General features: G+C 42.6%; 33 protein-coding genes. 3 read left to right on the top strand and 30 right to left on the bottom strand.

Annotation, left to right across the window (positions count from 1 at the left end):
- Positions 1 to 2: 2 nt before the first annotated feature.
- Complete coding sequence (locus tag E3E24_RS09390) at positions 3 to 1,304, bottom strand: phosphoadenosine phosphosulfate reductase family protein (protein ID WP_167887099.1); 1,302 nt, start codon at positions 1,302 to 1,304, stop codon at positions 3 to 5.
- Positions 1,305 to 1,480: 176 nt separating this feature from the next.
- On the opposite strand from E3E24_RS09390, the gene E3E24_RS09385 reads away from it, so the two are divergent.
- The 3 genes from E3E24_RS09385 to E3E24_RS09375 are packed head-to-tail and all read left to right on the top strand — an operon-like array spanning position 1,481 to position 2,933.
- Entirely contained in the window at positions 1,481 to 2,188 is a 708-nt protein-coding gene (locus E3E24_RS09385) for a SagB/ThcOx family dehydrogenase (RefSeq protein ID WP_167887100.1), read from the top strand.
- Positions 2,188 to 2,370: a hypothetical protein gene (locus E3E24_RS09380; RefSeq protein ID WP_167887101.1), complete on the top strand. Its 183-nt coding sequence runs from the start codon at positions 2,188 to 2,190 to the stop codon at positions 2,368 to 2,370. The genes E3E24_RS09385 and E3E24_RS09380 overlap by 1 nt, the downstream gene beginning before the upstream one ends.
- 38 nt (positions 2,371 to 2,408) lie before the next feature.
- Positions 2,409 to 2,933 carry a ferritin family protein gene (locus tag E3E24_RS09375; RefSeq protein WP_206205026.1) on the top strand — a complete coding sequence of 175 codons (525 nt, stop codon included), beginning with the start codon at positions 2,409 to 2,411 and terminating at the stop codon, positions 2,931 to 2,933.
- A gap of 78 nt (positions 2,934 to 3,011) precedes the next feature.
- On the opposite strand, the gene E3E24_RS09370 is transcribed toward E3E24_RS09375, so the two are convergent.
- The 29 genes from E3E24_RS09370 to E3E24_RS09230 all read right to left on the bottom strand — a co-directional run.
- Positions 3,012 to 3,470 (bottom strand): 4Fe-4S dicluster domain-containing protein, encoded by a 459-nt coding sequence (locus tag E3E24_RS09370; protein WP_167887102.1) that lies wholly within the window; start codon positions 3,468 to 3,470, stop codon positions 3,012 to 3,014.
- A 3-nt stretch (positions 3,471 to 3,473) separates the two neighbouring features.
- The gene (locus E3E24_RS09365; protein WP_167887103.1) at positions 3,474 to 4,439 is read right to left on the bottom strand and encodes a respiratory chain complex I subunit 1 family protein; all 966 of its coding nucleotides are present in this window, start codon (positions 4,437 to 4,439) and stop codon (positions 3,474 to 3,476) included.
- Positions 4,436 to 5,665, bottom strand: a complete 1,230-nt coding sequence (locus E3E24_RS09360; protein WP_167887104.1) for a nickel-dependent hydrogenase large subunit — start codon at positions 5,663 to 5,665, stop codon at positions 4,436 to 4,438. The genes E3E24_RS09365 and E3E24_RS09360 overlap by 4 nt, the downstream gene beginning before the upstream one ends.
- On the bottom strand, positions 5,658 to 6,212 hold the full coding sequence (locus tag E3E24_RS09355; RefSeq protein ID WP_167887105.1) for an NADH-quinone oxidoreductase subunit C: 555 nt from the start codon (positions 6,210 to 6,212) through the stop codon (positions 5,658 to 5,660). Before E3E24_RS09355 ends, E3E24_RS09360 begins: the two co-directional genes overlap by 8 nt.
- A complete protein-coding gene (locus E3E24_RS09350) occupies positions 6,209 to 6,655 on the bottom strand; it encodes an NADH-quinone oxidoreductase subunit B family protein (protein WP_167887106.1) in 447 nt (148 codons plus the stop codon). The genes E3E24_RS09355 and E3E24_RS09350 overlap by 4 nt, the downstream gene beginning before the upstream one ends.
- Position 6,656: 1 nt before the next feature.
- Complete coding sequence (locus tag E3E24_RS09345) at positions 6,657 to 6,998, bottom strand: hydrogenase (protein WP_167887107.1); 342 nt, start codon at positions 6,996 to 6,998, stop codon at positions 6,657 to 6,659.
- Positions 6,995 to 8,548 carry a proton-conducting transporter membrane subunit gene (locus E3E24_RS09340; protein WP_167887108.1) on the bottom strand — a complete coding sequence of 518 codons (1,554 nt, stop codon included), beginning with the start codon at positions 8,546 to 8,548 and terminating at the stop codon, positions 6,995 to 6,997. The genes E3E24_RS09345 and E3E24_RS09340 overlap by 4 nt, the downstream gene beginning before the upstream one ends.
- Positions 8,545 to 8,916: a sodium:proton antiporter gene (locus E3E24_RS09335; RefSeq protein WP_167887109.1), complete on the bottom strand. Its 372-nt coding sequence runs from the start codon at positions 8,914 to 8,916 to the stop codon at positions 8,545 to 8,547. The genes E3E24_RS09340 and E3E24_RS09335 overlap by 4 nt, the downstream gene beginning before the upstream one ends.
- Positions 8,906 to 9,376, bottom strand: a complete 471-nt coding sequence (locus E3E24_RS09330; RefSeq protein WP_167887110.1) for an MnhB domain-containing protein — start codon at positions 9,374 to 9,376, stop codon at positions 8,906 to 8,908. Before E3E24_RS09330 ends, E3E24_RS09335 begins: the two co-directional genes overlap by 11 nt.
- The gene (gene mbhE, locus E3E24_RS09325) at positions 9,373 to 9,645 is read right to left on the bottom strand and encodes a hydrogen gas-evolving membrane-bound hydrogenase subunit E (RefSeq protein WP_167717400.1); all 273 of its coding nucleotides are present in this window, start codon (positions 9,643 to 9,645) and stop codon (positions 9,373 to 9,375) included. The genes E3E24_RS09330 and mbhE (E3E24_RS09325) overlap by 4 nt, the downstream gene beginning before the upstream one ends.
- Positions 9,642 to 9,905, bottom strand: a complete 264-nt coding sequence (locus tag E3E24_RS09320) for a hydrogenase subunit MbhD domain-containing protein (RefSeq protein ID WP_206205027.1) — start codon at positions 9,903 to 9,905, stop codon at positions 9,642 to 9,644. The genes mbhE (E3E24_RS09325) and E3E24_RS09320 overlap by 4 nt, the downstream gene beginning before the upstream one ends.
- Positions 9,902 to 10,252, bottom strand: a complete 351-nt coding sequence (gene mnhG / locus E3E24_RS09315; RefSeq protein WP_167887111.1) for a monovalent cation/H(+) antiporter subunit G — start codon at positions 10,250 to 10,252, stop codon at positions 9,902 to 9,904. The genes E3E24_RS09320 and mnhG (E3E24_RS09315) overlap by 4 nt, the downstream gene beginning before the upstream one ends.
- Positions 10,249 to 10,524 carry a cation:proton antiporter gene (locus E3E24_RS09310; protein WP_167887112.1) on the bottom strand — a complete coding sequence of 92 codons (276 nt, stop codon included), beginning with the start codon at positions 10,522 to 10,524 and terminating at the stop codon, positions 10,249 to 10,251. The genes mnhG (E3E24_RS09315) and E3E24_RS09310 overlap by 4 nt, the downstream gene beginning before the upstream one ends.
- Positions 10,521 to 11,024, bottom strand: a complete 504-nt coding sequence (locus E3E24_RS09305; protein WP_167887113.1) for a Na+/H+ antiporter subunit E — start codon at positions 11,022 to 11,024, stop codon at positions 10,521 to 10,523. Before E3E24_RS09305 ends, E3E24_RS09310 begins: the two co-directional genes overlap by 4 nt.
- 324 nt (positions 11,025 to 11,348) lie before the next feature.
- Positions 11,349 to 11,921, bottom strand: a complete 573-nt coding sequence (locus tag E3E24_RS09300; protein WP_167887114.1) for a 4Fe-4S binding protein — start codon at positions 11,919 to 11,921, stop codon at positions 11,349 to 11,351.
- A complete protein-coding gene (locus tag E3E24_RS09295; RefSeq protein ID WP_167887115.1) occupies positions 11,918 to 12,907 on the bottom strand; it encodes a respiratory chain complex I subunit 1 family protein in 990 nt (329 codons plus the stop codon). Before E3E24_RS09295 ends, E3E24_RS09300 begins: the two co-directional genes overlap by 4 nt.
- Positions 12,904 to 14,190 carry a nickel-dependent hydrogenase large subunit gene (locus E3E24_RS09290; RefSeq protein WP_167887116.1) on the bottom strand — a complete coding sequence of 429 codons (1,287 nt, stop codon included), beginning with the start codon at positions 14,188 to 14,190 and terminating at the stop codon, positions 12,904 to 12,906. Before E3E24_RS09290 ends, E3E24_RS09295 begins: the two co-directional genes overlap by 4 nt.
- The gene (locus E3E24_RS09285; protein ID WP_167915936.1) at positions 14,187 to 14,723 is read right to left on the bottom strand and encodes an NADH-quinone oxidoreductase subunit C; all 537 of its coding nucleotides are present in this window, start codon (positions 14,721 to 14,723) and stop codon (positions 14,187 to 14,189) included. Before E3E24_RS09285 ends, E3E24_RS09290 begins: the two co-directional genes overlap by 4 nt.
- Positions 14,720 to 15,223, bottom strand: a complete 504-nt coding sequence (locus tag E3E24_RS09280) for an NADH-quinone oxidoreductase subunit B family protein (RefSeq protein ID WP_167887118.1) — start codon at positions 15,221 to 15,223, stop codon at positions 14,720 to 14,722. Before E3E24_RS09280 ends, E3E24_RS09285 begins: the two co-directional genes overlap by 4 nt.
- Positions 15,224 to 15,228: 5 nt before the next feature.
- On the bottom strand, positions 15,229 to 15,576 hold the full coding sequence (locus tag E3E24_RS09275) for a hydrogenase (protein WP_167887119.1): 348 nt from the start codon (positions 15,574 to 15,576) through the stop codon (positions 15,229 to 15,231).
- Positions 15,577 to 15,579: 3 nt separating this feature from the next.
- On the bottom strand, positions 15,580 to 17,115 hold the full coding sequence (locus E3E24_RS09270; protein WP_167915935.1) for a proton-conducting transporter membrane subunit: 1,536 nt from the start codon (positions 17,113 to 17,115) through the stop codon (positions 15,580 to 15,582).
- Positions 17,112 to 17,474, bottom strand: a complete 363-nt coding sequence (locus E3E24_RS09265; RefSeq protein ID WP_167887121.1) for an NADH-quinone oxidoreductase subunit K — start codon at positions 17,472 to 17,474, stop codon at positions 17,112 to 17,114. Before E3E24_RS09265 ends, E3E24_RS09270 begins: the two co-directional genes overlap by 4 nt.
- Positions 17,471 to 17,917, bottom strand: coding sequence for a Na(+)/H(+) antiporter subunit B (locus E3E24_RS09260; RefSeq protein ID WP_167887140.1), 447 nt, complete (start codon positions 17,915 to 17,917; stop codon positions 17,471 to 17,473). The genes E3E24_RS09265 and E3E24_RS09260 overlap by 4 nt, the downstream gene beginning before the upstream one ends.
- On the bottom strand, positions 17,907 to 18,209 hold the full coding sequence (gene mbhE, locus E3E24_RS09255) for a hydrogen gas-evolving membrane-bound hydrogenase subunit E (protein WP_167887122.1): 303 nt from the start codon (positions 18,207 to 18,209) through the stop codon (positions 17,907 to 17,909). The genes E3E24_RS09260 and mbhE (E3E24_RS09255) overlap by 11 nt, the downstream gene beginning before the upstream one ends.
- Complete coding sequence (locus E3E24_RS09250) at positions 18,206 to 18,472, bottom strand: DUF4040 domain-containing protein (RefSeq protein ID WP_167887123.1); 267 nt, start codon at positions 18,470 to 18,472, stop codon at positions 18,206 to 18,208. The genes mbhE (E3E24_RS09255) and E3E24_RS09250 overlap by 4 nt, the downstream gene beginning before the upstream one ends.
- A complete protein-coding gene (gene mnhG, locus E3E24_RS09245) occupies positions 18,469 to 18,849 on the bottom strand; it encodes a monovalent cation/H(+) antiporter subunit G (RefSeq protein WP_167887124.1) in 381 nt (126 codons plus the stop codon). Before mnhG (E3E24_RS09245) ends, E3E24_RS09250 begins: the two co-directional genes overlap by 4 nt.
- A complete protein-coding gene (locus E3E24_RS09240) occupies positions 18,846 to 19,109 on the bottom strand; it encodes a cation:proton antiporter (RefSeq protein WP_167887125.1) in 264 nt (87 codons plus the stop codon). The genes mnhG (E3E24_RS09245) and E3E24_RS09240 overlap by 4 nt, the downstream gene beginning before the upstream one ends.
- Entirely contained in the window at positions 19,106 to 19,606 is a 501-nt protein-coding gene (locus tag E3E24_RS09235; RefSeq protein WP_167915934.1) for a monovalent cation/H+ antiporter subunit E, read from the bottom strand. The genes E3E24_RS09240 and E3E24_RS09235 overlap by 4 nt, the downstream gene beginning before the upstream one ends.
- A 197-nt stretch (positions 19,607 to 19,803) precedes the next feature.
- A partial coding sequence (locus E3E24_RS09230; RefSeq protein ID WP_304940803.1) for a proton-conducting transporter membrane subunit occupies positions 19,804 to 20,522 on the bottom strand: 719 nt, incomplete at its 5' end.

Genomic DNA, 20,522 nt, shown 5'->3' with positions numbered 1-20,522 from the left:
TCTTACTCTTCTTCCTTTTGTCCAAAAATAAATCTCTTGAAAAATTCCGGCAATTCATTTCTCTTATCAAGCAGTTTTATCTCCCAATCAGCCAAGCTGGGGCAGATTGTGCAGCCTAAACGGTAGAATCCCTCATAATAGAGAGGATGCAAATCAAAGCCATTCATCAAGATGTAGAGCTGCACCATCATACCTGACCAGAACTTAATGGGCATTATTTCCAAGAAAGTGCCGAGGATTTCATTTTCCCTCTCAATCACAGGTGGCTTTAGCCTCCTCCTTGCACTTTCACCATCTCTATCACCTACAACCAAAATTGGATTTTCAAATTCTCCTATAGCTTTATAGAGAGCTTCAACTTTCATCTTTGTGCACCAGCGGTTATAATGGGTGGGGATTCCATACTTATCAATGGGCATTGAGACAAAGGTTTCGACGACATCAATGCCGAGCTTTTTAGCAAGCTCTTCAACATATTCATCAGTCTGAGGCATCTCGTATTCCATTTTAACATAAACGGCTGTAACGTTTTTGAATACTTTGCTTGCCAGAATTAAAGTTGCTGTTGAATCTTTTCCACCGCTCCAAGGCACTATTATGTCATAATCCTTAAATTGCTCAAGAAAACTCTTGCTTGCATCTTCAAAAGCCTTAATGTAATTCTCATTTGCCCTAATAATGTCTTCTAAGCTAATCTCTTCAGTGTGAGAGATTCTCCAAAGCACTTCAGTTTCTTCTCCGATGCGCTTGCTGACTTCAGCTATCTTTGTGCTTCCTGAGTAATACACTTCCTGGTTCATTAGCTTCCTCAAAACAAGTGAAACACTCCCAATATCTATCCCCAAAAGCTCTTTCATGTTTTCTCTAAAGGCATCGCCAAAGGCTAAGTAGATGTCATAGTCTGGATTAATTTCAATGCCGAGAGGATTTTCTGGGTTAAGTTTGTAAGTTCCATCCCACTCAATCCCAAGCCTAAATCTAGCTTTAATTTCCTCCAAGTGAGCATAAAGCTCGTCAACACGCATGTTTCTAACCTTCTTCGTCCTCAGGATTCGGGAGTAGAAAGGTTTTCCTAACTCCAGGAAATACTCATTAATATCCCCAGCTAGCTCTTTTTCTTTTTCTCCGAACAGTAAAATCGGAATGTATGGATCTTCCTTCAGCTCCTCAAGAGTATCTTCAACTTCATTAAACTTTCTACCTCCACCAAGACTCGAAACTTTCAAAAAACCACCATAGTTGCGCTCATTTATGTACTGCAGTGCTTTGGCATCTTTTCTTGCTCTCACGATTACATGGAACATGTTAGACAATTGAGAGAAGGGATTAATAAGATTAGCGAATTGAAAGTGCGCAAAATATTTAATTAAAACAAAGAAGCAAGGTATGAAAATGATGAAAACTCCCTGGACTGATGGGATGATGAAGACCGGTCTGCTGATGCGAAGCTCTAAAATACTTGAAATGCATATTTACTAACATGGATTATCGAAAAATTAGCTATCTCGTTATTGCAATGGTATTCATTTCTCTCTTCCTAGTTCTCTTCAAACCCTATTTGTACTCTTTTAGAGGAGAAAGCACAGAATATAAGGGGGAGGAGATTATGCTGCCCGAACCTAAGCTTAAAGGTGATATGAGCGTTGAGGAGGCAATAGCAAAGAGGAGGAGCATACGCTATTACAAGGATAAACCATTAACACTTGAGGAGGTTTCCCAATTATTGTGGGCTGCTCAAGGAATAACCGAAGAAAAGAGGAAATTTAGGGCTGCCCCAAGTGCTGGAGCGACTTACCCTTTCGAGATTTATGTGGTTGTGGGAAATGTTGAAGGATTGGAGCCAGGAATTTATCACTATAACCCATTTAAGCACAGCCTAACGTTGATTAAAGAGGGGGATTACAGAAAACAGCTGCAAGCAGCTGCACTAAACCAGCAGTGGGTTGGAAAAGCTGCCATTGATATAGTACTCGTAGCATTTTATGAAAGAACAACAAAATATTACGGTGAAAGGGGTTATAGATACGTTTACATGGAGGCTGGACATATAGGGCAGAACATATACCTCCAAGCAACAGCATTAGGACTTGGAACAGTTGCAGTTGGAGCTTTCTCTGATGAAGAGGTTGCTAAGATACTTGAAACCGAGGGAGATCCTGTGTATATCTTCCCAGTGGGTGTTCCATAATGGGATTCTTGGATCATAATACTCTCGGCTATCTTACTTTTGCTTTTATGAGTTTTACAATGCTCAGCGGAGCTTTCATATTCCTAAGCAAAAAGAAGAGCGACCTTTGGATAAAAATTCACATAATTCTGAGCATAACAACTTACATACTAATGGTTCTCACAATTTTGCTAGTAAGGTAAATAAGTTTAAAATTCGGAAGTATAAGGGTGGCTTTAAGATGGGAGAAATTACCCTTGAAAATTTAGACATTGAAGAGTTCATTGAAAAGCTTGAGAAACTAAGTGATAGAGAAATCCTAAGTTACTGGATTGAAGGCGAGCTTAAAGAGGCAGAGCTTTACAAAGACCTTGCTATAAGAGCAAGGGAACTGGGACTCAATGAAAGAGTCGTGGAGACGTTTATTGTCCTTTCAAAGGAATCAAAAGGACATGCAACTCGTTTATGGGAGATATACAAGCGATTGTTCAAAACAGAAAAACTTGAAAATGTAGACTTGCCCCTAGTTGAAGTTGCGCCTCTCATAGATAAATTCAAAGATGCAAAAAGCATTCTAGAGGTGTTAAATCTAGCTATGGAGTCAGAACTTCTTGCAAAGAGAATTTATGAAATTCTCGCCAAGAGAGCAAGGGAAGACAATATGAAGAAAATTTACGAATACCTGGCAGCCATGGAGAACGAACACTACTATAAGCTTAAAGTTGAGTATGAATATTGCAAGAAAAAGTATGGAAAATGTGAATAACGACTCAAAAACTCCTCTTTTATTAAAACCTCTTTTAAAAATGTTGATTTCCATAAAAAGAAGCTGAAAAAAGAAAAACTAAACCCCCATCTCTTTAGCCTCAGGAGGTTCTTCAATCAAATTATCACTGTATTTATTGTAGTCAGCTAAAAGGAACTCGTCACTCATGCTTAAAGCCTTGACAGGTTTATCTTCTCCCGGAAGTTTTTTACCCGGACAGACATCAACACACAACGCACAGAACATGCATCTCGAAACATAGTGCCTAATTTTCTTAAGCTCTGGAATCCACTCCATAGCATCTGCTGGACAGACTGTTATGCAAAGCCTACATCCAATACATCTCTCTGGATTGTACTTCAGCTTTCCTCTAAAGCCCTCTGGAATTGGAACTGGAGGATTTATCTTAGCCTCTCCTTTCTGAACTTTTTCAATCAATGCAGTAACATTTTTAGGAGCGTGCTTTACTGGGAATGGATTAGTAAAGGGCTTTTCAACAAGTTGTTTCAAGAAGAGAAACATTGCTTTCGTTGGCATTCATCACACCCCCACCCACACGAGTGCCAAGCCAAGCAGGGCAATTAAGTTCACATGCACCCAGAAAATCCTTGATGCTTGCTCGATTCTGAATCTTCCGAATGATGTTCTCACAACTGTTACCGCCGCTATGTAAATTATCAGCACCTTAAAGAGGAACCACAAGCCCTCAACGATATAAAGTGTAGCCCCGCTCAAGCTAACTCCGAATACATAGCTGAATGTGAATGGTATGAAAAGAACCACTTCAATTGCAGCCATGGCGAAACTTCTGACGGCATCCGAGAGGTAAAAGAGTGCCAAGTTCCTTCCACTGTATTCAGCGAGCATACCTTCCGCTATCTCTGTCTCTGCCTCGGCTATATCAAAGGGCAACTTAGCTAATTCTGCCGGGGTAACAGCTAGCAATGCAACAAACAATAGAAGAACTCCTATGCCAGCGAGGGGGGAAACAATTGTCCAGACAGGAGTTGATGCAATTGTTGTCAACGAAAAGCTCTTGTAAAGCAGCGCAAAGCCAACAATTACAGTGGCTAAGGGCATTTCATAGCTCATCATGAGAACCATTTCTCTCTGGGCACCAACAGATGAGAATGGACTTCCCGAGGCAAACCCTCCAACCGCCATAGCTAAGGACTGAAGCGTGAGTAGGTAGAGGATTACGATCAAATCACCGTATCCCTCGAGAGGAGCTCTTAAGACACCAAATGGAATGTAAAGCAGCAGAGTCATTGAAGATGCAAATGCTAAGATGGGCATTGCATTGAAGATCCACTTCACGGCATTTTCCGGCACAACAGTCTCTTTGAGCAATAGTTTACCAACATCCCAGAAAGGCTGCCTTATTGGTGGACCAATCCTTGATGTCATTCTTGCTGATATTCTTCTGTCAATACCTTTGTAAGTTAACCCTAGGAAAATTCCGAGTACTGGGAACGCAACTGCATAGAATATCGTTTCGGGAGTCATTTTCTCACCTCCCTCTCAATCCTCTTTGTTTTTTCAACGGCCTTTCTGTGAATGTATTCATAGCCAAGAACCTTGCCTTCCGGTGTTTTCAGCAAAGCAACTCTGTCATTACAGCACATACACGGGTCAATGTACGCAACAACTATCGGAATGTCCGCAACCTCTGCTCCAAGCAAAAGCGGAGCCCAGCTGTTGATATTGTTATAACTCGGAGCAATGACTTTCCAAACGCTTGGCCCATCTCTGCCGTCAAATTTGAGGTAGTGAACCACTTCTCCTCTCGGTGCTTCATGAGCTCCTATTGCTTCACCTTTAGTCCTTCTAATCTTCGCAAGCAAAGCTACATAGTTGGGAATCGCAAGGATTTTACCCTCTGGGAGGTTGTCAACACAGTATTCAATGATGTCCAAGCTCTGCTCTATCTCATAAATTCTAACCATAGTAATGTCATAGGCATCTCCTCTAGCTTCTCCAACTATATCTTGAGGAACAACGGCTCTAACGTCAATATCTGCATAAGCATCGTAGGGCATGTCTTGTCTGATGTCCATCCTTAAACCAGCGGCTCTTGCAGTGGGTCCGACAACATTGAGCTTGAGTGCCAGCTCTTTTGAAAGCTGAGCAACTCCCCTCGTTCTCGCCTTATAAACTGGGTCTGAGAGTATTATCTCCTTCATCTTTTCAGTAAACTCCCAGTAGTAAGTTATCATATCCTTTAGGGCTTTTATGTGGCTCTCTTTGAGATCCCTCCTCACACCGCCAATCATAAAAACTGAATAGTTAATTCTGTTTCCAGTCAAAAGCTCCAGTAAATCGAGGACTTTTTCCCTTCCTTTCCATATCCAGAACAAAAGTGAGTCAAATCCCATCTCGTGAGCTATTACCCCCAACCAAAGCAAGTGACTGTGAATCCTCTCAAGCTCCGCTATGATTGGCCTTATGTATTGAGCTCTTGGAGGAGCTTCAATCCCTAACGCTTTTTCCGCTGTAATCACGAATGCATACGGATGGGATATTGAACAGATTCCGCAGATTCTTTCTGAGAGATAAAGAGTCTGTATGGCATTTCTCTTCATTCCCATATACTCAATTCCTCTGTGGGCAAATCCCCTCTTGACATCAACTTTAACAATTTTCTCGCCTTCCACTTCAGCTTCAACTCTAATCGGCTCTTTTAAAGCCGGGTGAATTGGGCCTATAGGAATGTAGTAGGCAGTTTTAGGCATTCCTCTCACCTTTTTTTCTTAATTCCTTAACGCTCTTGTGCATATGTTTAACCATGTCATCAACACCATACTCATCCCTTCTCCACGGATACTTTCCTTCGGGCCAGTCGTCAGGCAAGAAGAGATGTCTCTTGTTCTTTAGACCTTCAAATTCGACGCCAAGCATTTCTCTTATTTCTCTCTCATTTGTTTCTGCTCCAATCATGAGGTCTGTAATTGTTGGAAGGACTAATTCACTCTTTGGAAGGTCAAACTTCAGCGTTATGCTTATTTCTCCCCAAGGGCGTCCATGATAAACTCCAAAGGAGTAAATCATCTTTATAGCATCTCCCCCAGTATCTTCACCAGTTATGAAGTGTAAATGTGGATAATCAATGTCAAAAATTGTTTCAACAGCTTTTCTGAATGCAGATTTGTCAATTTCAGCCCAGATTTCATAAAGAGTTCTCTTCCTCTTGACTCCCATTGTATACTCCTTTATTTCATAGCTCAGCAGTGCATCTCCAAGAGATTCCTTGAGCTTCTCAAGGATTTGTTCCACATTCATTCTTTCTTCCCCTCCAACTCCTTTTCCAACTTCTCCAGCTTGAGCCATGCCTTAACGACGGCGTCAATGATAGCCTCTGGTCTTGGTGGGCAACCAGGAACGTAGACATCAACTGGAATTATCTCATCTATTGGTCCAACTAGATTGTAGGAGTCGTAAAAGACTCCACCACTTGTTCCACAGTTCCCAACTACAATGACTGCTTTTGGGTCTGGCATCTGCTCATATATTCTCTTCAGCTTGTCAGCAAAGTCTCTTGGAATCGCCCCAGTGACCAAAAGAACATCTGCATGTCTTGGCGAACCCACTAATTTAATTCCAAATCTTTCAGCGTCATATCTTGGCGTGAGTGCAGCAATGATTTCAATGTCACAGCCGTTACATGAACCCCCCGAAGCATGAAAAACCCAAAGAGAGCGTTTAAAATTCGTAAGCTTCCCCATATCAAGCACCTCCTACAAGGAGGAAAAGAATTATCGTTCCCACTCCAAGGTACCAGAGTATGTAGTCTCTAAGGTCACCTGTATGAATAGCCTGGAGAACATTGTAGTAGTCCTTCAAGGCCTCAACGAGGCCCCAGTAAATATCGCCAGCTTTAACTTGGATTTTCTCCTTTGACGGCTCAACGTTACCACTTAAGTATGGCTTTACTTGCTCTGTATCTTTCCTATATCTTGGGTTTCCTCTGGAATAAATGAGGTAACCTATTAGTGTGAAGAGTATAAGGAATGCTAACCATAGCAACGGACTCCAATATCCCGCACCTGTTACTAGCCTTGGTATCATGCCAAACCACCCCATGTCTGATATTGAGCCACCTTAATTAGCGCATCAACGGCTGGATACACTAACTTGTCAAGCACTACATCTGGGAACAGACCGAAGAGTATACAGAGCAACGCTAGAATCACCATTGCCACAATCATTGGCTTTGGAACTTCTTTCGCCTCTTCGAACTTCTCCAATGGTGGTCCTAAGAATGCCGAGGCAAATACTTTAACGAAGGATGCGAGCGTTAATATGCTCGTAACCATTGCAAATACTGCCAAGAGTGGGTTTAATCTGTAAGAACTTTCATAAATTAGAAACTTGCTCGCAAATCCGTTGAATGGCGGCAGACCAGATATGGCAGCAGCACCAACGATGAAGCACAAAGTCGTGATAGGCATTTTTCTCGCTAATCCTCCCATTTCGTTGAGGTTTCTTGTTCCTGTTACGTAGAATAGAGCACCAGCAGCCATTAAGAGCAAGCTCTTGTAGATGATGTGATTTATTATGTGGAAAATTCCTCCAGCCATTGCTGTTTTACCAAACTCTGCTAATGCCTTAGGATCATGGAGAACCGTTAAGCCAACACCGACACCAAGGAGCATGTAACCTGTCTGTGAGATAGCGTGATAGCTCATAAGCCTCTTCACGTCTTTCTGAACCAAAGCCATTGTAACTCCAATGAACATAGTCAAAACCCCAAGCACTGACATTATCCAGCCGACTCTAGCTAAGCTGATTGATATGTTTGCAAAGAGTGTGAAGCTGACTCTAAAGAGAGCATATAGACTTGCATAAGTTGACACCAATAAGATGGGATTTATGCCAGCTGGAACCTCTGTATAAGCATCGGGAACCCAGTAGTGCATTGGCACTGAACCGCACTTCATTGCAAATGACGTGAAGAGCAAGCCAAATGCTATCATGTCAAGGGTGTTGAAGGAAATGTGTTTGCTTATGTATGCCAAGTTCAAGTTGCCGTATTCCCCATAGAGAATTCCAACGGCAAAGAGAACCATTAGCGAAGCAACGGCACTAACGATGAGATACTTGATTCCAGCCTCGCTTGCTTCACCACGATAGTTCCTAAAGCCAACCAAAGCTGAACCCGCTATACCAGCTATTTCAAGGAACACGAAGAGATTAAACAAATCTCCAGTGAGAACCATGCCCAAAATACCAACCTCTAATAGGAGCAGTAAGGCATAATATTTCTCTAAGCCGCTTTCCGCTTTAACATGGCTGTAAGAGTAGAGGGCACCAATAAAGCTCATTAACGTCGCTGAGATTGCCATGAAAGCTCCAATACCATCAATTTCAAACATAATTCTTATCGGCACTTTATAGCCTGATGGAAGCACGAGAGTTGGCCTATCAGCGCCAAAGACATACACTATTACTCCATTAAGCCTAACCTGATACATTAATAGGAGGGAAAGACCAACAGTGACAGCTGTTATCAATATGGCCCATACAGCTGCAATGTTCTGCTTTTTCTTGAATAAAGGTGCGACGAATGCCCCAAAGAGCGGAATTGCTATCATTACTGCTGGTAAGTGCTCAATCATCCTCTCAACCTCCTGATTTTTGTAACATCAAGGGTTCCGTAGTGCTTGTAGATGTTCACAGCGAAGGCTAGCATTAAAGCTGAGACAGCAACACCGATGACGATGCTCGTAAGTGTCAATGCCTGTGGAGTTGGCAGAACCATATTCTGTGGATTTGCAGCCTCTTGAGGTGCTAGAGTATAGATTGGAGCATAGCCACCCCTCACATAGCCTAATGCAACCAAGAATAAGTTTACAGCTCCTTCGAGGATCTCAATACCAATGACCACCTTGATTAAATTCCTCTTGAACCCTATGGTGTAAAATCCTATTGCTAAGAGAAGCGCGACTATTATGAAAGGAAAGTTCATAAAAACTTCACCATTCATCCCTCTCCCTCCTCATGATTAGGAAGAATATTAGCACGATACTAGTCAGTGCAGCGAGAACCTTCATTCCGACGAATATGTTCATGTAGGACAGTGTTCCACCAGTGTTTAGGTAACCCGGGTTTATCCCAACTGGTGTCTTCTCTCCAAAGATTGGAAATCCGCTGTTTGCGATTACGTTTTTGAAGAAAGTATATCCAGCAAACCCCAAACATGCCATTCCCAAGAAACCCAACGCCCCTATACTTTCAAACACATTGAGGGGAACTTTTTCAAGCATTGCTTTTACAGTTTCATATTTGTTGGCAACTATCAACAACGCTAGTCCACTCGCAAACACTGCTCCTCCCTGAAAACCGCCTCCCGGTGTAAGGTGACCGTGGAGGATTATGTAGCTTCCAAAGATGAGTATCAAGGGTGCTAATATCTTGGTTGTAGTCTTTATGATAGTCGTTGTCATCCTTTCACCTCCCTTCTACGCAGCACCATTAAAACTCCAGAAACTGCTGTAAACAGAACAGTTGCCTCACCAAGAGTATCGAAACCTCTGTAATCAAAGACTATGCTCGTAACGACGTTGTTAGCTGAGGCTTCAATTTGAGCATGGGTTATGAACCAATCATCCATCTCTCTGTGAGGAGGCTCTCCAAAGGGCCTGAGGCTAATCATTGCTGCAAGTAGGAAGAGCGTGAAGCCGAGGAAAGCCAGTAATCCAAGAGAAGTCCTCATTCTATCACCTCCTCATCAGTGGTGTTCTTTATTGCCAGCAGATACATTGCCGTTGTTAGACACGCACCAACGCCAGCTTCAGCTATAGCTACATCAGGAGCTTGGAGAACATAGAACTCAAGTGATAGAATTAAGCTGAACACTGCCATGGCAATTACAGCCATAATAAGGTTCTTGAATCTAATAGCAACTATTGCGCTAACGAGAAGCCCTATTCCAATTAATACTTGCAAAATCCAGAAAAACTCCATAAAGTTCATAGCCTCCCCTCCAGCTCATCTATTACAGCCCCATATGGTCTAATTCCCGATTTTCTCGCAGCTCTTCCAATTGCATGGGCACCAACTGGGTTTGTTAGTACTAGAAAGATTACAACGAGGGCTGAGTGAATTCCTATTGTTACCCATCTTGGGTCATGTGTTGGGAGCCAGTTGTAAATCGAATACACTACTGTTGCAAGAACTATGAAAATAGTCCCAAATGTGGTACATTTTGTTGCCGCATGAATTCTTGTGTAAACGTCTGGAAATCTGAGGATTCCAACGCTTGCAAGGAAGTTAAAAATTACTCCAATTGCCAAGAAAATTGTGATTATATACTCAATCATGCTATCCCCACCTTCTTCTTTACTAAATAACGGGCTATGTAGAGCGTGGCTATGTAACTCAGAATTGCATACACCAATGCAACATCAATGAACACCGCTTGCTTTGTAATCACCCCATAGAGAACCATTGCACCAGCCGTTGTTGTAGTCATTGAATCCAGAGCAACTGCCCTGTCCGGGATTGTAGGACCAAGAAGAAGTCTAATTAGTGTTAACATTGCTGAAAACAGAAGCAAAACCAATGCAACCATAAATGCAGTATCAACATTCATTCCGCAATCCTCCTTGCCCATTTTGGAAGATAACCACAAAGTTCTTCAGGAGTTGGTTTTTCCTTTCCGGGCGGGACATAAATCCAGTGTACATACAAATTGCCCTCTTCGTCAATTTCAAGCGTAAACGTTCCTGGGGTTAGGGTAATTGAATTTGCCAAAAGAGTCCTGCTTTCATCTCTTGTAAGTCCAGGTGATATTTTAACAATGCCAGGTCTTATTTTTCCTGTTATGACTCTATAAGCTACATCAAGATTAGCCTTTGCCATTGCAAAGAAAAATGGTCCTATCACATATACTACAAAAAGAACCCATCTCCTTGGGCTGAAGAAGTAACTGGGCTTCTCGTCCATTATGTTCCGTGTTAAATATCCTATTATCGACGCAATGATGAATCCAGCGATTAATTCTTCTTTGCTCCATGCGATTATATCCCCAGAACCTGCCGTAAGCAGTAAGTATACAATAAACGACCATAGGAAGGATGCCACAAACGCCATTCTTTCACCTCAACTTTAAGTTTTAAACCTATACAGAGCGTTTTTTAAGATAATATCATTTAAAATTTGCCAAAAATTCTTAAATAAATTTCTAAAACGAAAGGTTATAAACCATATATTTTGACAAATGAAAAGGCAATCAAACTTTACAAATTATCTAACAAAAAAGATCATCAATGAACAAAAATTTTCACTATAGTTTATGTAAGTTCAGAAAAAATGTTGAAAATAGTCATATCTTTGTAAAGGTTTATAAAAGTCAAAGAAAATATAGTACTTAATAAAACATCAATGCCAACAAATAAGAAAAATTGGGAGAGCACGCTACTCTTCATATTCCTCAATAGCTCCGAATCTACAAACGCTTGCACATATGCCACAGCCAACACATTTGTTGGGATCAATTTTGTGCACTTTTCCTGGAGCTCCAGTTATAGCGTTCTGTGGACACTTCCTTGCACATAACGTACATCCTTTACATTTATCTGGAATTATGCGGTATTTCTTGACTTTTTTGCTCTTTTGTGCCTCTATCATTTCCTCAATTTCCTCATCCTTGAGCCATCTCAAGTTGTCGTCGTATTTATCGTAAGTTGCAAGGAGAAACTCGTTGCTCATCTCCAAAGCATTTACCGGACATACATCCACACATTGAGCGCAGAATACACATCTGCCGAGCCAGAAGGTCACTTTTTTGATTTCTGGTATGAATTCGATGACGCCAGCTGGACAAACTGTTACACAAAGCTTACAGCCAACACACTTGTCAACGTGATAAACAAGCTTTCCTCTAAAACCTTCTGGGGTTGGAACAGGTTCAGTCTTTGGAAACATATTTGTTGCTGGCTTTTTGAAAAGATTTGAAAGGACAGTGGAAAGAGTTGGAGGTATCTTCATGCTATCACCCCCAAGAGATCAATTGCAAGTATCAATGAGCCAATTATTGCAGCGGGGAGCAGCTTAAGCCAGAATACTTGAACTGCTTGTGTAATTCTCAATCTTCCAGTTATTGCTCTAAAGACGCTCATGCTGATGAACAAGACAGCGAAGACCTTGAATGTGTGGAAGAGTAAGTCAATAATGAGAGCCGTTACTCCGCTAAGTCCAAAGTAAGCACTTATTCCCCACGGGAAGAATATTGCAACCACTAAGCTTGCACTCACAAACATCTTTAGAGCATTGCTAAGCTCAAATAATGCCAAATGTCTTCCGCTGTATTCAGCCATTGGACCCTCAGCAACCTCAGTCTCAGCCTCTGGGATGTCGAAGAAGCCAACCTCAATTTCACTTGCCAGCCAAGCTAGGAACACAGCGAGCAGTATGAGGGTCCCAATAAATCCCAGTGGCGTTCCAAGCTCCCATATATTGCGCTGATAAAATGTTGCCAAGCTGAAAGGCGTTTCAACTCCGAGATGGTTCAATCTCCAGAGAATTGTGAAAAGTCCAAGCATCATTGGGACTTCCCTTGAAACCAATATTATCATCTCTCTCTGGGCACCTATTTGAGCATAAGGCGAGCCTGAACTTATTGCACCTAAAACTCTGATGAAGCCAATGAGAGTCAGCAAGTAGATGAATACAATTACGTCACCCTTTGTGGCAAAGAGCGGTGGGAAGCCCATTGGAGTGTAAGCCAATAATGCTATTGATACAGCTAAAGCAAAAACTGGAGCAAGCTCATAGAACTTGTTTGCATGCTTTGGAATTATTGACTCCTTGCTCATGAGCTTGAGGAAGTCATAGAACGGCTGGAGTATCGGTGGCCCTACTCTGCGCTGCATTCTGGCAACTAATTTTCTGTCAATTCCTTCCCAGAGCAGTGAAGCAAATGAAACGTAAAGATAAAGGGCAATTAACCCAAGAGTGGCATATAGAATGTTCATAGCACACACCTCCCTATACCAATCCTCTCAGGCTTCGCTTTGATGTTCGGATTGATTTCCTTGGTCTTCTTTATTGACTCTTTAAGCAGGTCAACCTCAGTAAGGATTCTCATCTTTCCAGTTTCGGCATCAATGACTACCACTCTATCAGTACAGCTCAAACACGGGTCAATTGAGGCTATAGCAACCGGAACGTCAGCCAATTGCTCACCAACTAAAGCCCTTGCAACTGCAAACAAGTTCGGGAACGTTGGCTCTCTCATCTTCCACTTTGCTGGACCATCTCTTCCAGGTTCAGCTCTTACGTAGTGGATAACTTCTCCTCTTGGTGCCTCGTATCTTCCAATTCCCTCTCCCTCTGCTTTCTTAAGCTTGAAGATTATCATGTTGTCCTTTGGAAATGCCTTGATCTTTCCTTCTGGCATCTGGTCTAATGCCCTCTCAATAATCTCCATGCTCTGCCAGAGCTCACCAACTCTCACAACCATTCTATCAAAAACGTCTCCTTTGATTACACCTGTGAATTCCTTGGGTGTTACTGGTTTAACTCCCAAATCTGGATAAACTCCAAGCTTTTCGTTGTATCTAACATCCTTCTTAATGCCACTTCCTCTCGCTGTTGGACCTTGAGCGCTGTACTCGATTGCTATCCTCTTTGGTATAACCCCAGAATCCCTCAAACGTGCTTCAACCGTTGGATCATAGAGGAATACCTCCTCAACTTTGGGCATAACCTCTTGGCGGTAGTAGTAAATCATGTCAAGTATTGCCCTCTTGTGCCTCTCCTTTATGTCTCTCCTGACACCACCAATCATGTTTCCAGCGTAGTTAACTCTATTGCCCCCAATGTCCTCAAGAATGTCCATTACTTTCTCTCTCGCCAGCCAGCTCAAGTGCAGAACTGTGTCGTAACCTATTGTGTGAGCAACTACACCCAAGTTGAGCAAGTGGGAGTGTATCCTCTCAAGCTCTCCGATGATTACTCTTATGTATTCGGCCCTCTCTGGAACTTTAATACCGGCCATTTCTTCAACAGCCCTTGCGTAAGTGTGGTTATGTGAGAATGAACAGATTCCACAGATTCTCTCTGCCAAATAGAGTACCTGAATCCAGTTCCTTCTCATTGCAATCCATTCGAGGCCTCTCAAGTTATAACCGAGTTTAACATCAACGTTGATTATTCTTTCTCCGTCAAGGGTAATTATGAACTTTTCAGGCTCCTCCAATGCTGGATGAATTGGTCCGATAGGGATTTTAACCCAGTATTCTACCTTATTGTTCATTTTTTCACCCCCTTCTTCTCCTTCCATATTCTGTATGGATGTCCTGCGTTCTTGACCATCTCAGGTGTAATCCCTGTCTCATCAAGCCTCAGAGGATAGATTCCCTCTGGGAAGTCATCTGGCAAGAACAGCCTCCTTGGGTCTGGAATTCCTTCGTATTTGATACCAAGGAACTCTTGAATTTCTCTCTCATATGGCAGAGTGCTCGGAAAGATATCGGATATTGTCGGCAATACTGGATCATCCTTTGGGCATGAGGTTCCAACTACCACAGACAGGCTTTCTCCTTGCTCCCAAAACATCTCCCAGTGATACTTAGCAGTGAGTTTATCTCCTCTGTCCTCAGCTATTATGATAGAGAACTGCGCAGTTGGATCAATTTCTTTGAGGACCTTGACAAGGTCTTTAAACTTCTCCCTACTGACTTCAATCCAAATTCTCCTTCTTGGGTGAGGAAGTTTATTTTCGGTTATCTTAATCTCTGCATCTTCAAACTTTGCCTTTATTCTCTCAGCAAATTCTTCAGGAGTCATTCTTTCTCACCTTCAATCTTTTTGATTAACTTTTCTAATGCCAGAACAACTCCATAGAGGATTGCTTCTGGTCTTGGTGGACAACCAGGAACGAAGACGTCAACTGGAATGTGCTTGTCGAGCGGAGCATTTGTGAAGGGACTTTCATAGAAAACGCTTCCTCCAGTGGGGCAAGCACCTACTGCAATCACAACCTTCGGGTCTGGTGTCTGCTCATAGATCAGCTTAACCCTCTCGAGGCTCTGGTCTGTTATTGGGCCTGTTACGAGCAAAATATCAGCATGCCTTGGTGTTCCAACGAGTTTTACTCCAAATCTTTCAGCGTCATATCTAGGAGTTAATGCAGCGATAATTTCAATGTCACAGCCGTTGCATGAACCACTGTTAACGTGGAACACCCAAGGTGACCTTCCAATGTATTTACAGAGCTTTGCAATCCTCCTCTCAAGCATTTCCCTCTCACTGACTTGTGATTGACCAGTAGTTTTGACTTCCTCCATTCATTTCACCCCCAAATTATCAAGACTCCAAGGATTATTGCCACAGTTACGAGGAGATATGCAACATAATCCGTAAGCAGACCAGTGTGTTCCCTTCTGAATGCAATGAACATTCTGTTGATTCCCCTAATCAGTCCCCACATGACGTGCCTTCCCGTGAAGTACCCCTGAATGTGCTCGAACTGTGGAATTATTTCGTCCTCATCTTCACCGCTTAAGTAGATCTTAGTACCAGCCCCCACTCTCCTTGTACCCATGCTCGCTTTCTCTCCCCACTTCATGAGGATGTAGCTGATGATTAGACCAATGATGAAAACATAAATGAAGTAAAGGGCATCCCAATAACCAAACATTTTTCATCCCCCCAACACCGCTAACACATACTTCCCTGACTCCTCAAGCATCTTTGCTGTTGGTACCATAATGCTCTCGTTTATCTGCCATGGTAAAAGACCCATGATGATTATTGCGAGGATTAGGATCATCATTGGAATTATCATAGCCTTTCCGGGATCTTTTGCCGCTTTAACTTTCTCACTCTCCTTTCCAAAGAAGGTGAAGAGCACTCTTATGTACGCTGCAGTACAGAATGCTGTTCCGAGTATAGCCACTGCTGCTAAGAATGGGTTGTAAAGTGCCGAGCTTTCATAGATGAGCCATTTGCTTGCAAATCCGTTCAGTGGAGGCAGACCTATTATAGCTGCAGCACCAACTAGGAAGGCAAAGCTTGTCAGTGGCATTTTTCTTGCTAATCCGCTAAGCTCATTGAGGTTCTTTGTGCCGACTTCATGCAGAACTGCACCAGCGACAAGGAAGAGAAGAGCCTTCATTAGTGCGTGGTTCACTGTGTGGTATATTGCTCCAGCCAATGCTATTTCTCCAACGTTGGTTCCATATGCTGCAAGCCCAATGCCTATGCCGAGAAGGATGTATCCTATCTGGCCAACACTCGAGAATGCAAACAATCTCTTCATATCAGTCTGTATTACAGCCATGGCGTTTCCAACAATTAATGTCAGGCATGCAAAGAATATAATTATCCAACCAAGGGTTCTGATGTTGAGGCTTATTCCATAGATGCTGAAGAGTATTCTTGCTATTGCGTAAACACCACCGGCCTTAATTACTAATCCAGAAAGCATTGCTGAAATTGAGCTTGGTGCTGCTGGGTGGGCATCTGCAAGCCACATGTGTACTGGAACTGCACCGCTCTTGAAGAGCAATCCACCGAGGATAAAAGCTAAGGCAACTTTGCTTACAAATGTTGGCTCCCTTGTGATGTACTGGCCTAGATAAGCCATTGTTAGAGTTCCATACTGGCCATAAAGCAGAGCAATGCCGAGAAGAATGAATGAACTTGCCAGTGAACCAACAAACATGTACTTGATTCCAGCTTCAATGCCTTCCCATGTGTCATTTCTGAATGCAACCAAAGCATAGCTAGCTATGCTCATTATCTCAAGGAAGACATAGAAGTTGAATATATCCCCCGTAATCACTATACCGAGCATTCCAAGCTCTAAGATTAAGATTAATGTATAGTACTTATCTAATCCCGTGTCATGCTTCATATATTCAAGTGAGTAGATTATTGCTAGCAGTGAGACAAATGCTATTGTTACTGCTATCAACGCTCCTAGGAGGTCAACTTCCCAAACAATTCTGATTGGGAATCCCACGCCTTTTCCTAGTGGCGTTGTGTCTCCAAGTGTGTATACTATTATTTGATTGGTCTTCCAGATTGTATAAAACACGTCAGCAGCTACACCTAGGGTTATTGCACTAATTATCACTGCCCAAATGTCCCTAACTTTCTCACTGATGAGCTTGATTAGAGGCATTGAAAATGCTCCAAAGAGAGGAACGATGATTAGGAATGGCAACACATTCATCCTCTCAACCTCCTTAACTTGTTGATGTCTAAGCTTCCGTAATGTCTGTAGGCGTTAATCGTCAATGCCATTGCTAAAGCTAGAACACAAACTCCAATGACGATGCTCGTAAGCACTAAAGCCTGAGGAATTGGACCAACCATTGGAGTTCCTTCTAGCGTTTCATATCCCGTGTAAATCGGTGCCGTTGGAAGAACTCCGTTCTCCAAGCGATAGCCAAGGCTTATTAGAAGCAAGTGAATTCCAGAGTCAATGATGTTCAAGGCTAAGACTAACTTGATTAAGTTCCTCTTGTAGAGGAATGCATAGATCCCCATGAAGATTAGGAGGAATGCAGTTACAAATTGAAACGGAATCATTTCTTCCACCTCCTAAAGAGGGCTATTGCCATCATCGCACTTATTAATCCTGTGAAGACCTTTAATCCGACAGCTAAGTTCATTATTGGGAGAAATCCAGCGGAGAGCAGAGTTCCCGGCTGACCAGAAAAGGCTATCTTATTACGCCAGAGTATGTTGTAGAAGAACGCGACGCTTAATCCAAGCATTGCAGCTCCTAAGAAAGCCAAGCCACCAAGTCCTTCGAGAGCTGAGTATAAGTTCTTGTCATATCTCTTCTTAGCTTCATTTAACCCGAATGCAACAAGGAATAATATCCCAGCACCAGCTATCGTAGCTCCTCCCTGGAAACCACCACCGGGTGTGAGGTGACCGTGTGAGATGACATAAGCTCCAAATATTCCAATGAGAGGGATTGTAGCTCTCGCCATAGTCTTAACGATTAATCCCATGTCATTCTTCATCTTCATCCCTCCTCCAAGGTCTGAGCAGTGCAACAGCACCAGCTATAGCTGTAAAGAGAACAGTGGCCTCTCCAAGGGTATCGTAACCTCTGTAGTCAAACACTATGTCAGTGACTATGTTTGTTCCACCAACTTCCTCAATACCATGTTCAATATAATACTGGTCAGTATAGCGGTACTTTTGCCAGTCACTCCCACCAAGACCAAATTTAAGCCCATATTGCGGGTTAGCTACTATCAAGAGCACGCCGAGGATGAACAGCAAACCCAAAGCCCCAAAAGTCCTGTTCATGGCCCCTCACGCTCCCATCTATCTGTCTTGGCTATTCCATACACTACTATTGCAGTAACGACACCAGCACCAACTGCTGCCTCAGCTATTGCAACGTCTGGAGCGTGAAGCATGTAAAATTCTAAGCTCAACAGAAGGCTCATCGCAGCTGAAGCCAAAGCTGCTGAAAGTAAATCCCTAAAGCTGATTGTGAGGTAGGCTGCTATGAGTATTCCAATCAAAATTCCAAACTGAATGACCATGTCAACCGTGAGAACGTTCATTCTTCTCCACCTCTCTCCCTTTTGAGTTTGACCTCATAAGCATCAATAACGGCTCTTACAGGCTTTACACCGCTCAAGTGAGCAGCTTTTGCAATTGCGTGAGCACCTGTTGGGTTAGTAAGCAATAAGGCTACCAATGCAACCAGGCTGTGAAGTGCCATCTGGAGGTATTTCGGATCTCCAGTTATGTGGAGCTGGTTTGCTGCATGGACGATAACGGCTAGAACTGCAAAGATTGTCCCGAAAGTTGTACACTTAGTCGCTCCGTGTAGTCTTGTATAAACATCTGGAAATCTGTGAAGAGCAAAGCTACCAAGTAAGTTGAAGACTATGTTAATCCCGAGGAAAGCATAAATGACGTACTCAATAACAGTCACCTCAATCCCCCCGGAAGGTATTTTGCTATAACAAGTGTCCCTATGTAGCTCAGCAGAGCATAGACAATCGCAATGTCAATGTAAATCACTCTGTCATATGCTGCCCCGAGAAGAATCATTCCCGCAACGATTAAGGTGTTCAGTGTATCAACACCAACCACTCTGTCAGGAATAGTCGGGCCGAGAAGAACCCTAATCACGGAGAGAAATGCTCCAATCATGATTATTAGTGCTGAGTAAAAGAACTCTGGCGCAATCATCTTCCCAACCTCCTTGCCCATTTTTCAAATGAGCCAGAAACTGGCTCTGAACTCTTTGGCTCCTCCTCCCTTACATAAATCCAGTGGACATAGAGGGCTTTTTCTTCTGGACAGGCATCTACTGTAAGCGTTCCCGGAGTTAAGGTTATTGAATTGCTCAAGATTGTATATTGAGCATCATTCTCAAGCTCAACAGGAACTCTAACGATTCCTGGCTTTATCTTTCCAGTTATCACCCTATAGGCAACGTCAAAGTTTGCCTTAACAATTCCCCAGAACAACGGACCGATTGAGTAAATCACAAATTCAAACCACCTTATCGGGTTCAAAAACCTCTTAGATTTCTCTCCTATGATGTTCCTCGTTGAATATGCCACTATTGCAGAGAACACTATGCCAGCAATTATTTCCTCTGGACTCCACAGCATTCCCTTGGTGCCTGCTGTAAGTACCAACCAGAGCATAAATGACCATACAAATGCAGCAATGAAACTCATTTTTCCCACCCCAACTTTTAGTTTAAAACTCTATACCCAGAGTTTTCACCTAATCCCGATATTCAATTCTCTTATTGCTTTTAAAAGAGTTTTGGAAAGCTCAGAATTGACAACAAAGGTATAAAACAGCTTTTTTAGAACTAAAGATTCTCAACAAAAAGTTTGTAAAAATAGAGGAGGGAAGGTATACAAATTTGTTAACGTAAGTTTTTCGCTAATTCTAAGATAACACCGATGTATTTTTGATAATCTATAGCCTGTGCTGTTGCTGGTTCAATAAGTTTGTCTATGACGACTGGTGCCGTTAGTCCAATGACAATCACTGTTAAGGCCAGTAGCAGACAGACTAGGCTCATGCTGAGTGGTTCTTTGGTTTCTAAGCCTTCTTTGGGTTTTCCTAGCCAGATGACGTAGAATACGCGCATGTAAGCAATTAAGGCAGTCGCTGAGCTAATGACGAGAACTAACGCTAAAACTAAACTCCTATCAAGGAAAGCATTAAAGAGCAACAATTTACTGAAGAATATGTTGAGTGGTGGAATTCCAACCAAGCTTAATGTTGCAATTGCAAGGCTGAATGTTGCAATCGGCATTCTTCTTCCAAGTCCAGACAAATCCTCAATGTTTCTAGAACCAACAGCATGAATGAAAATTCCAGCCGCAAGGAATAAGAGTGCTTTTGCAATCGCGTGATTAACCAAGTGGAATAAGGCAGCTTGTAAGCCTAATTCTGTCCCCAAGCCAACGGCCATGAACAAGTAACCCATGTGCATGATTGTTGAATACGCTATGAGCTTCTTAACATCCCTCTGAACATTCATCATCAAGGCACCAAAGAGTGCAGACACTGCTCCCAAAACTATTACAATCGTGCTTAACATGCTGACTACATGAGCAAGCTCTGGAGTTAACTGGC

Source organism: Thermococcus sp. LS2, assembly GCF_012027375.1.
In the GTDB taxonomy this organism is placed as follows: Archaea; Methanobacteriota_B; Thermococci; order Thermococcales; family Thermococcaceae; genus Thermococcus_B.
Note: the sequence above shows the minus strand (reverse complement) of the source record. Positions and strands in the feature narration are given on the sequence as shown.

What these genes read in the sequence shown, in the direction of transcription:
- E3E24_RS09370 (WP_167887102.1), bottom strand. Translation starts at nt 3,470, where the DNA reads ATGCCAACGAAAGCAATGTTTCTCTTCTTGAAACAACTTGTTGAAAAG.
- E3E24_RS09310 (WP_167887112.1), bottom strand. Translation starts at nt 10,524, where the DNA reads ATGAATGTTGATACTGCATTTATGGTTGCATTGGTTTTGCTTCTGTTT.
- E3E24_RS09390 (WP_167887099.1), bottom strand. Translation starts at nt 1,304, where the DNA reads ATGTTCCATGTAATCGTGAGAGCAAGAAAAGATGCCAAAGCACTGCAG.
- E3E24_RS09365 (WP_167887103.1), bottom strand. Translation starts at nt 4,439, where the DNA reads ATGACTCCCGAAACGATATTCTATGCAGTTGCGTTCCCAGTACTCGGA.
- E3E24_RS09320 (WP_206205027.1), bottom strand. Translation starts at nt 9,905, where the DNA reads ATGAACTTTATGGAGTTTTTCTGGATTTTGCAAGTATTAATTGGAATA.
- E3E24_RS09295 (WP_167887115.1), bottom strand. Translation starts at nt 12,907, where the DNA reads ATGAACATTCTATATGCCACTCTTGGGTTAATTGCCCTTTATCTTTAC.
- E3E24_RS09250 (WP_167887123.1), bottom strand. Translation starts at nt 18,472, where the DNA reads ATGAACGTTCTCACGGTTGACATGGTCATTCAGTTTGGAATTTTGATT.
- E3E24_RS09330 (WP_167887110.1), bottom strand. Translation starts at nt 9,376, where the DNA reads ATGACAACGACTATCATAAAGACTACAACCAAGATATTAGCACCCTTG.
- E3E24_RS09385 (WP_167887100.1), top strand. Translation starts at nt 1,481, where the DNA reads ATGGATTATCGAAAAATTAGCTATCTCGTTATTGCAATGGTATTCATT.
- E3E24_RS09380 (WP_167887101.1), top strand. Translation starts at nt 2,188, where the DNA reads ATGGGATTCTTGGATCATAATACTCTCGGCTATCTTACTTTTGCTTTT.
- mbhE (WP_167887122.1), bottom strand. Translation starts at nt 18,209, where the DNA reads ATGAACAGGACTTTTGGGGCTTTGGGTTTGCTGTTCATCCTCGGCGTG.
- E3E24_RS09345 (WP_167887107.1), bottom strand. Translation starts at nt 6,998, where the DNA reads ATGATACCAAGGCTAGTAACAGGTGCGGGATATTGGAGTCCGTTGCTA.
- E3E24_RS09360 (WP_167887104.1), bottom strand. Translation starts at nt 5,665, where the DNA reads ATGCCTAAAACTGCCTACTACATTCCTATAGGCCCAATTCACCCGGCT.
- E3E24_RS09340 (WP_167887108.1), bottom strand. Translation starts at nt 8,548, where the DNA reads ATGATTGAGCACTTACCAGCAGTAATGATAGCAATTCCGCTCTTTGGG.
- E3E24_RS09240 (WP_167887125.1), bottom strand. Translation starts at nt 19,109, where the DNA reads ATGATTGCGCCAGAGTTCTTTTACTCAGCACTAATAATCATGATTGGA.
- E3E24_RS09290 (WP_167887116.1), bottom strand. Translation starts at nt 14,190, where the DNA reads ATGAACAATAAGGTAGAATACTGGGTTAAAATCCCTATCGGACCAATT.
- E3E24_RS09350 (WP_167887106.1), bottom strand. Translation starts at nt 6,655, where the DNA reads ATGGGGAAGCTTACGAATTTTAAACGCTCTCTTTGGGTTTTTCATGCT.
- E3E24_RS09235 (WP_167915934.1), bottom strand. Translation starts at nt 19,606, where the DNA reads ATGAGTTTCATTGCTGCATTTGTATGGTCATTTATGCTCTGGTTGGTA.
- E3E24_RS09305 (WP_167887113.1), bottom strand. Translation starts at nt 11,024, where the DNA reads ATGGCGTTTGTGGCATCCTTCCTATGGTCGTTTATTGTATACTTACTG.
- mnhG (WP_167887111.1), bottom strand. Translation starts at nt 10,252, where the DNA reads ATGATTGAGTATATAATCACAATTTTCTTGGCAATTGGAGTAATTTTT.
- E3E24_RS09260 (WP_167887140.1), bottom strand. Translation starts at nt 17,917, where the DNA reads ATGAAGAATGACATGGGATTAATCGTTAAGACTATGGCGAGAGCTACA.
- E3E24_RS09335 (WP_167887109.1), bottom strand. Translation starts at nt 8,916, where the DNA reads ATGAATGGTGAAGTTTTTATGAACTTTCCTTTCATAATAGTCGCGCTT.
- E3E24_RS09265 (WP_167887121.1), bottom strand. Translation starts at nt 17,474, where the DNA reads ATGATTCCGTTTCAATTTGTAACTGCATTCCTCCTAATCTTCATGGGG.
- E3E24_RS09375 (WP_206205026.1), top strand. Translation starts at nt 2,409, where the DNA reads ATGGGAGAAATTACCCTTGAAAATTTAGACATTGAAGAGTTCATTGAA.
- mbhE (WP_167717400.1), bottom strand. Translation starts at nt 9,645, where the DNA reads ATGAGGACTTCTCTTGGATTACTGGCTTTCCTCGGCTTCACGCTCTTC.
- E3E24_RS09280 (WP_167887118.1), bottom strand. Translation starts at nt 15,223, where the DNA reads ATGGAGGAAGTCAAAACTACTGGTCAATCACAAGTCAGTGAGAGGGAA.
- E3E24_RS09355 (WP_167887105.1), bottom strand. Translation starts at nt 6,212, where the DNA reads ATGAATGTGGAACAAATCCTTGAGAAGCTCAAGGAATCTCTTGGAGAT.
- E3E24_RS09300 (WP_167887114.1), bottom strand. Translation starts at nt 11,921, where the DNA reads ATGAAGATACCTCCAACTCTTTCCACTGTCCTTTCAAATCTTTTCAAA.
- E3E24_RS09285 (WP_167915936.1), bottom strand. Translation starts at nt 14,723, where the DNA reads ATGACTCCTGAAGAATTTGCTGAGAGAATAAAGGCAAAGTTTGAAGAT.
- E3E24_RS09270 (WP_167915935.1), bottom strand. Translation starts at nt 17,115, where the DNA reads ATGAATGTGTTGCCATTCCTAATCATCGTTCCTCTCTTTGGAGCATTT.
- E3E24_RS09275 (WP_167887119.1), bottom strand. Translation starts at nt 15,576, where the DNA reads ATGTTTGGTTATTGGGATGCCCTTTACTTCATTTATGTTTTCATCATT.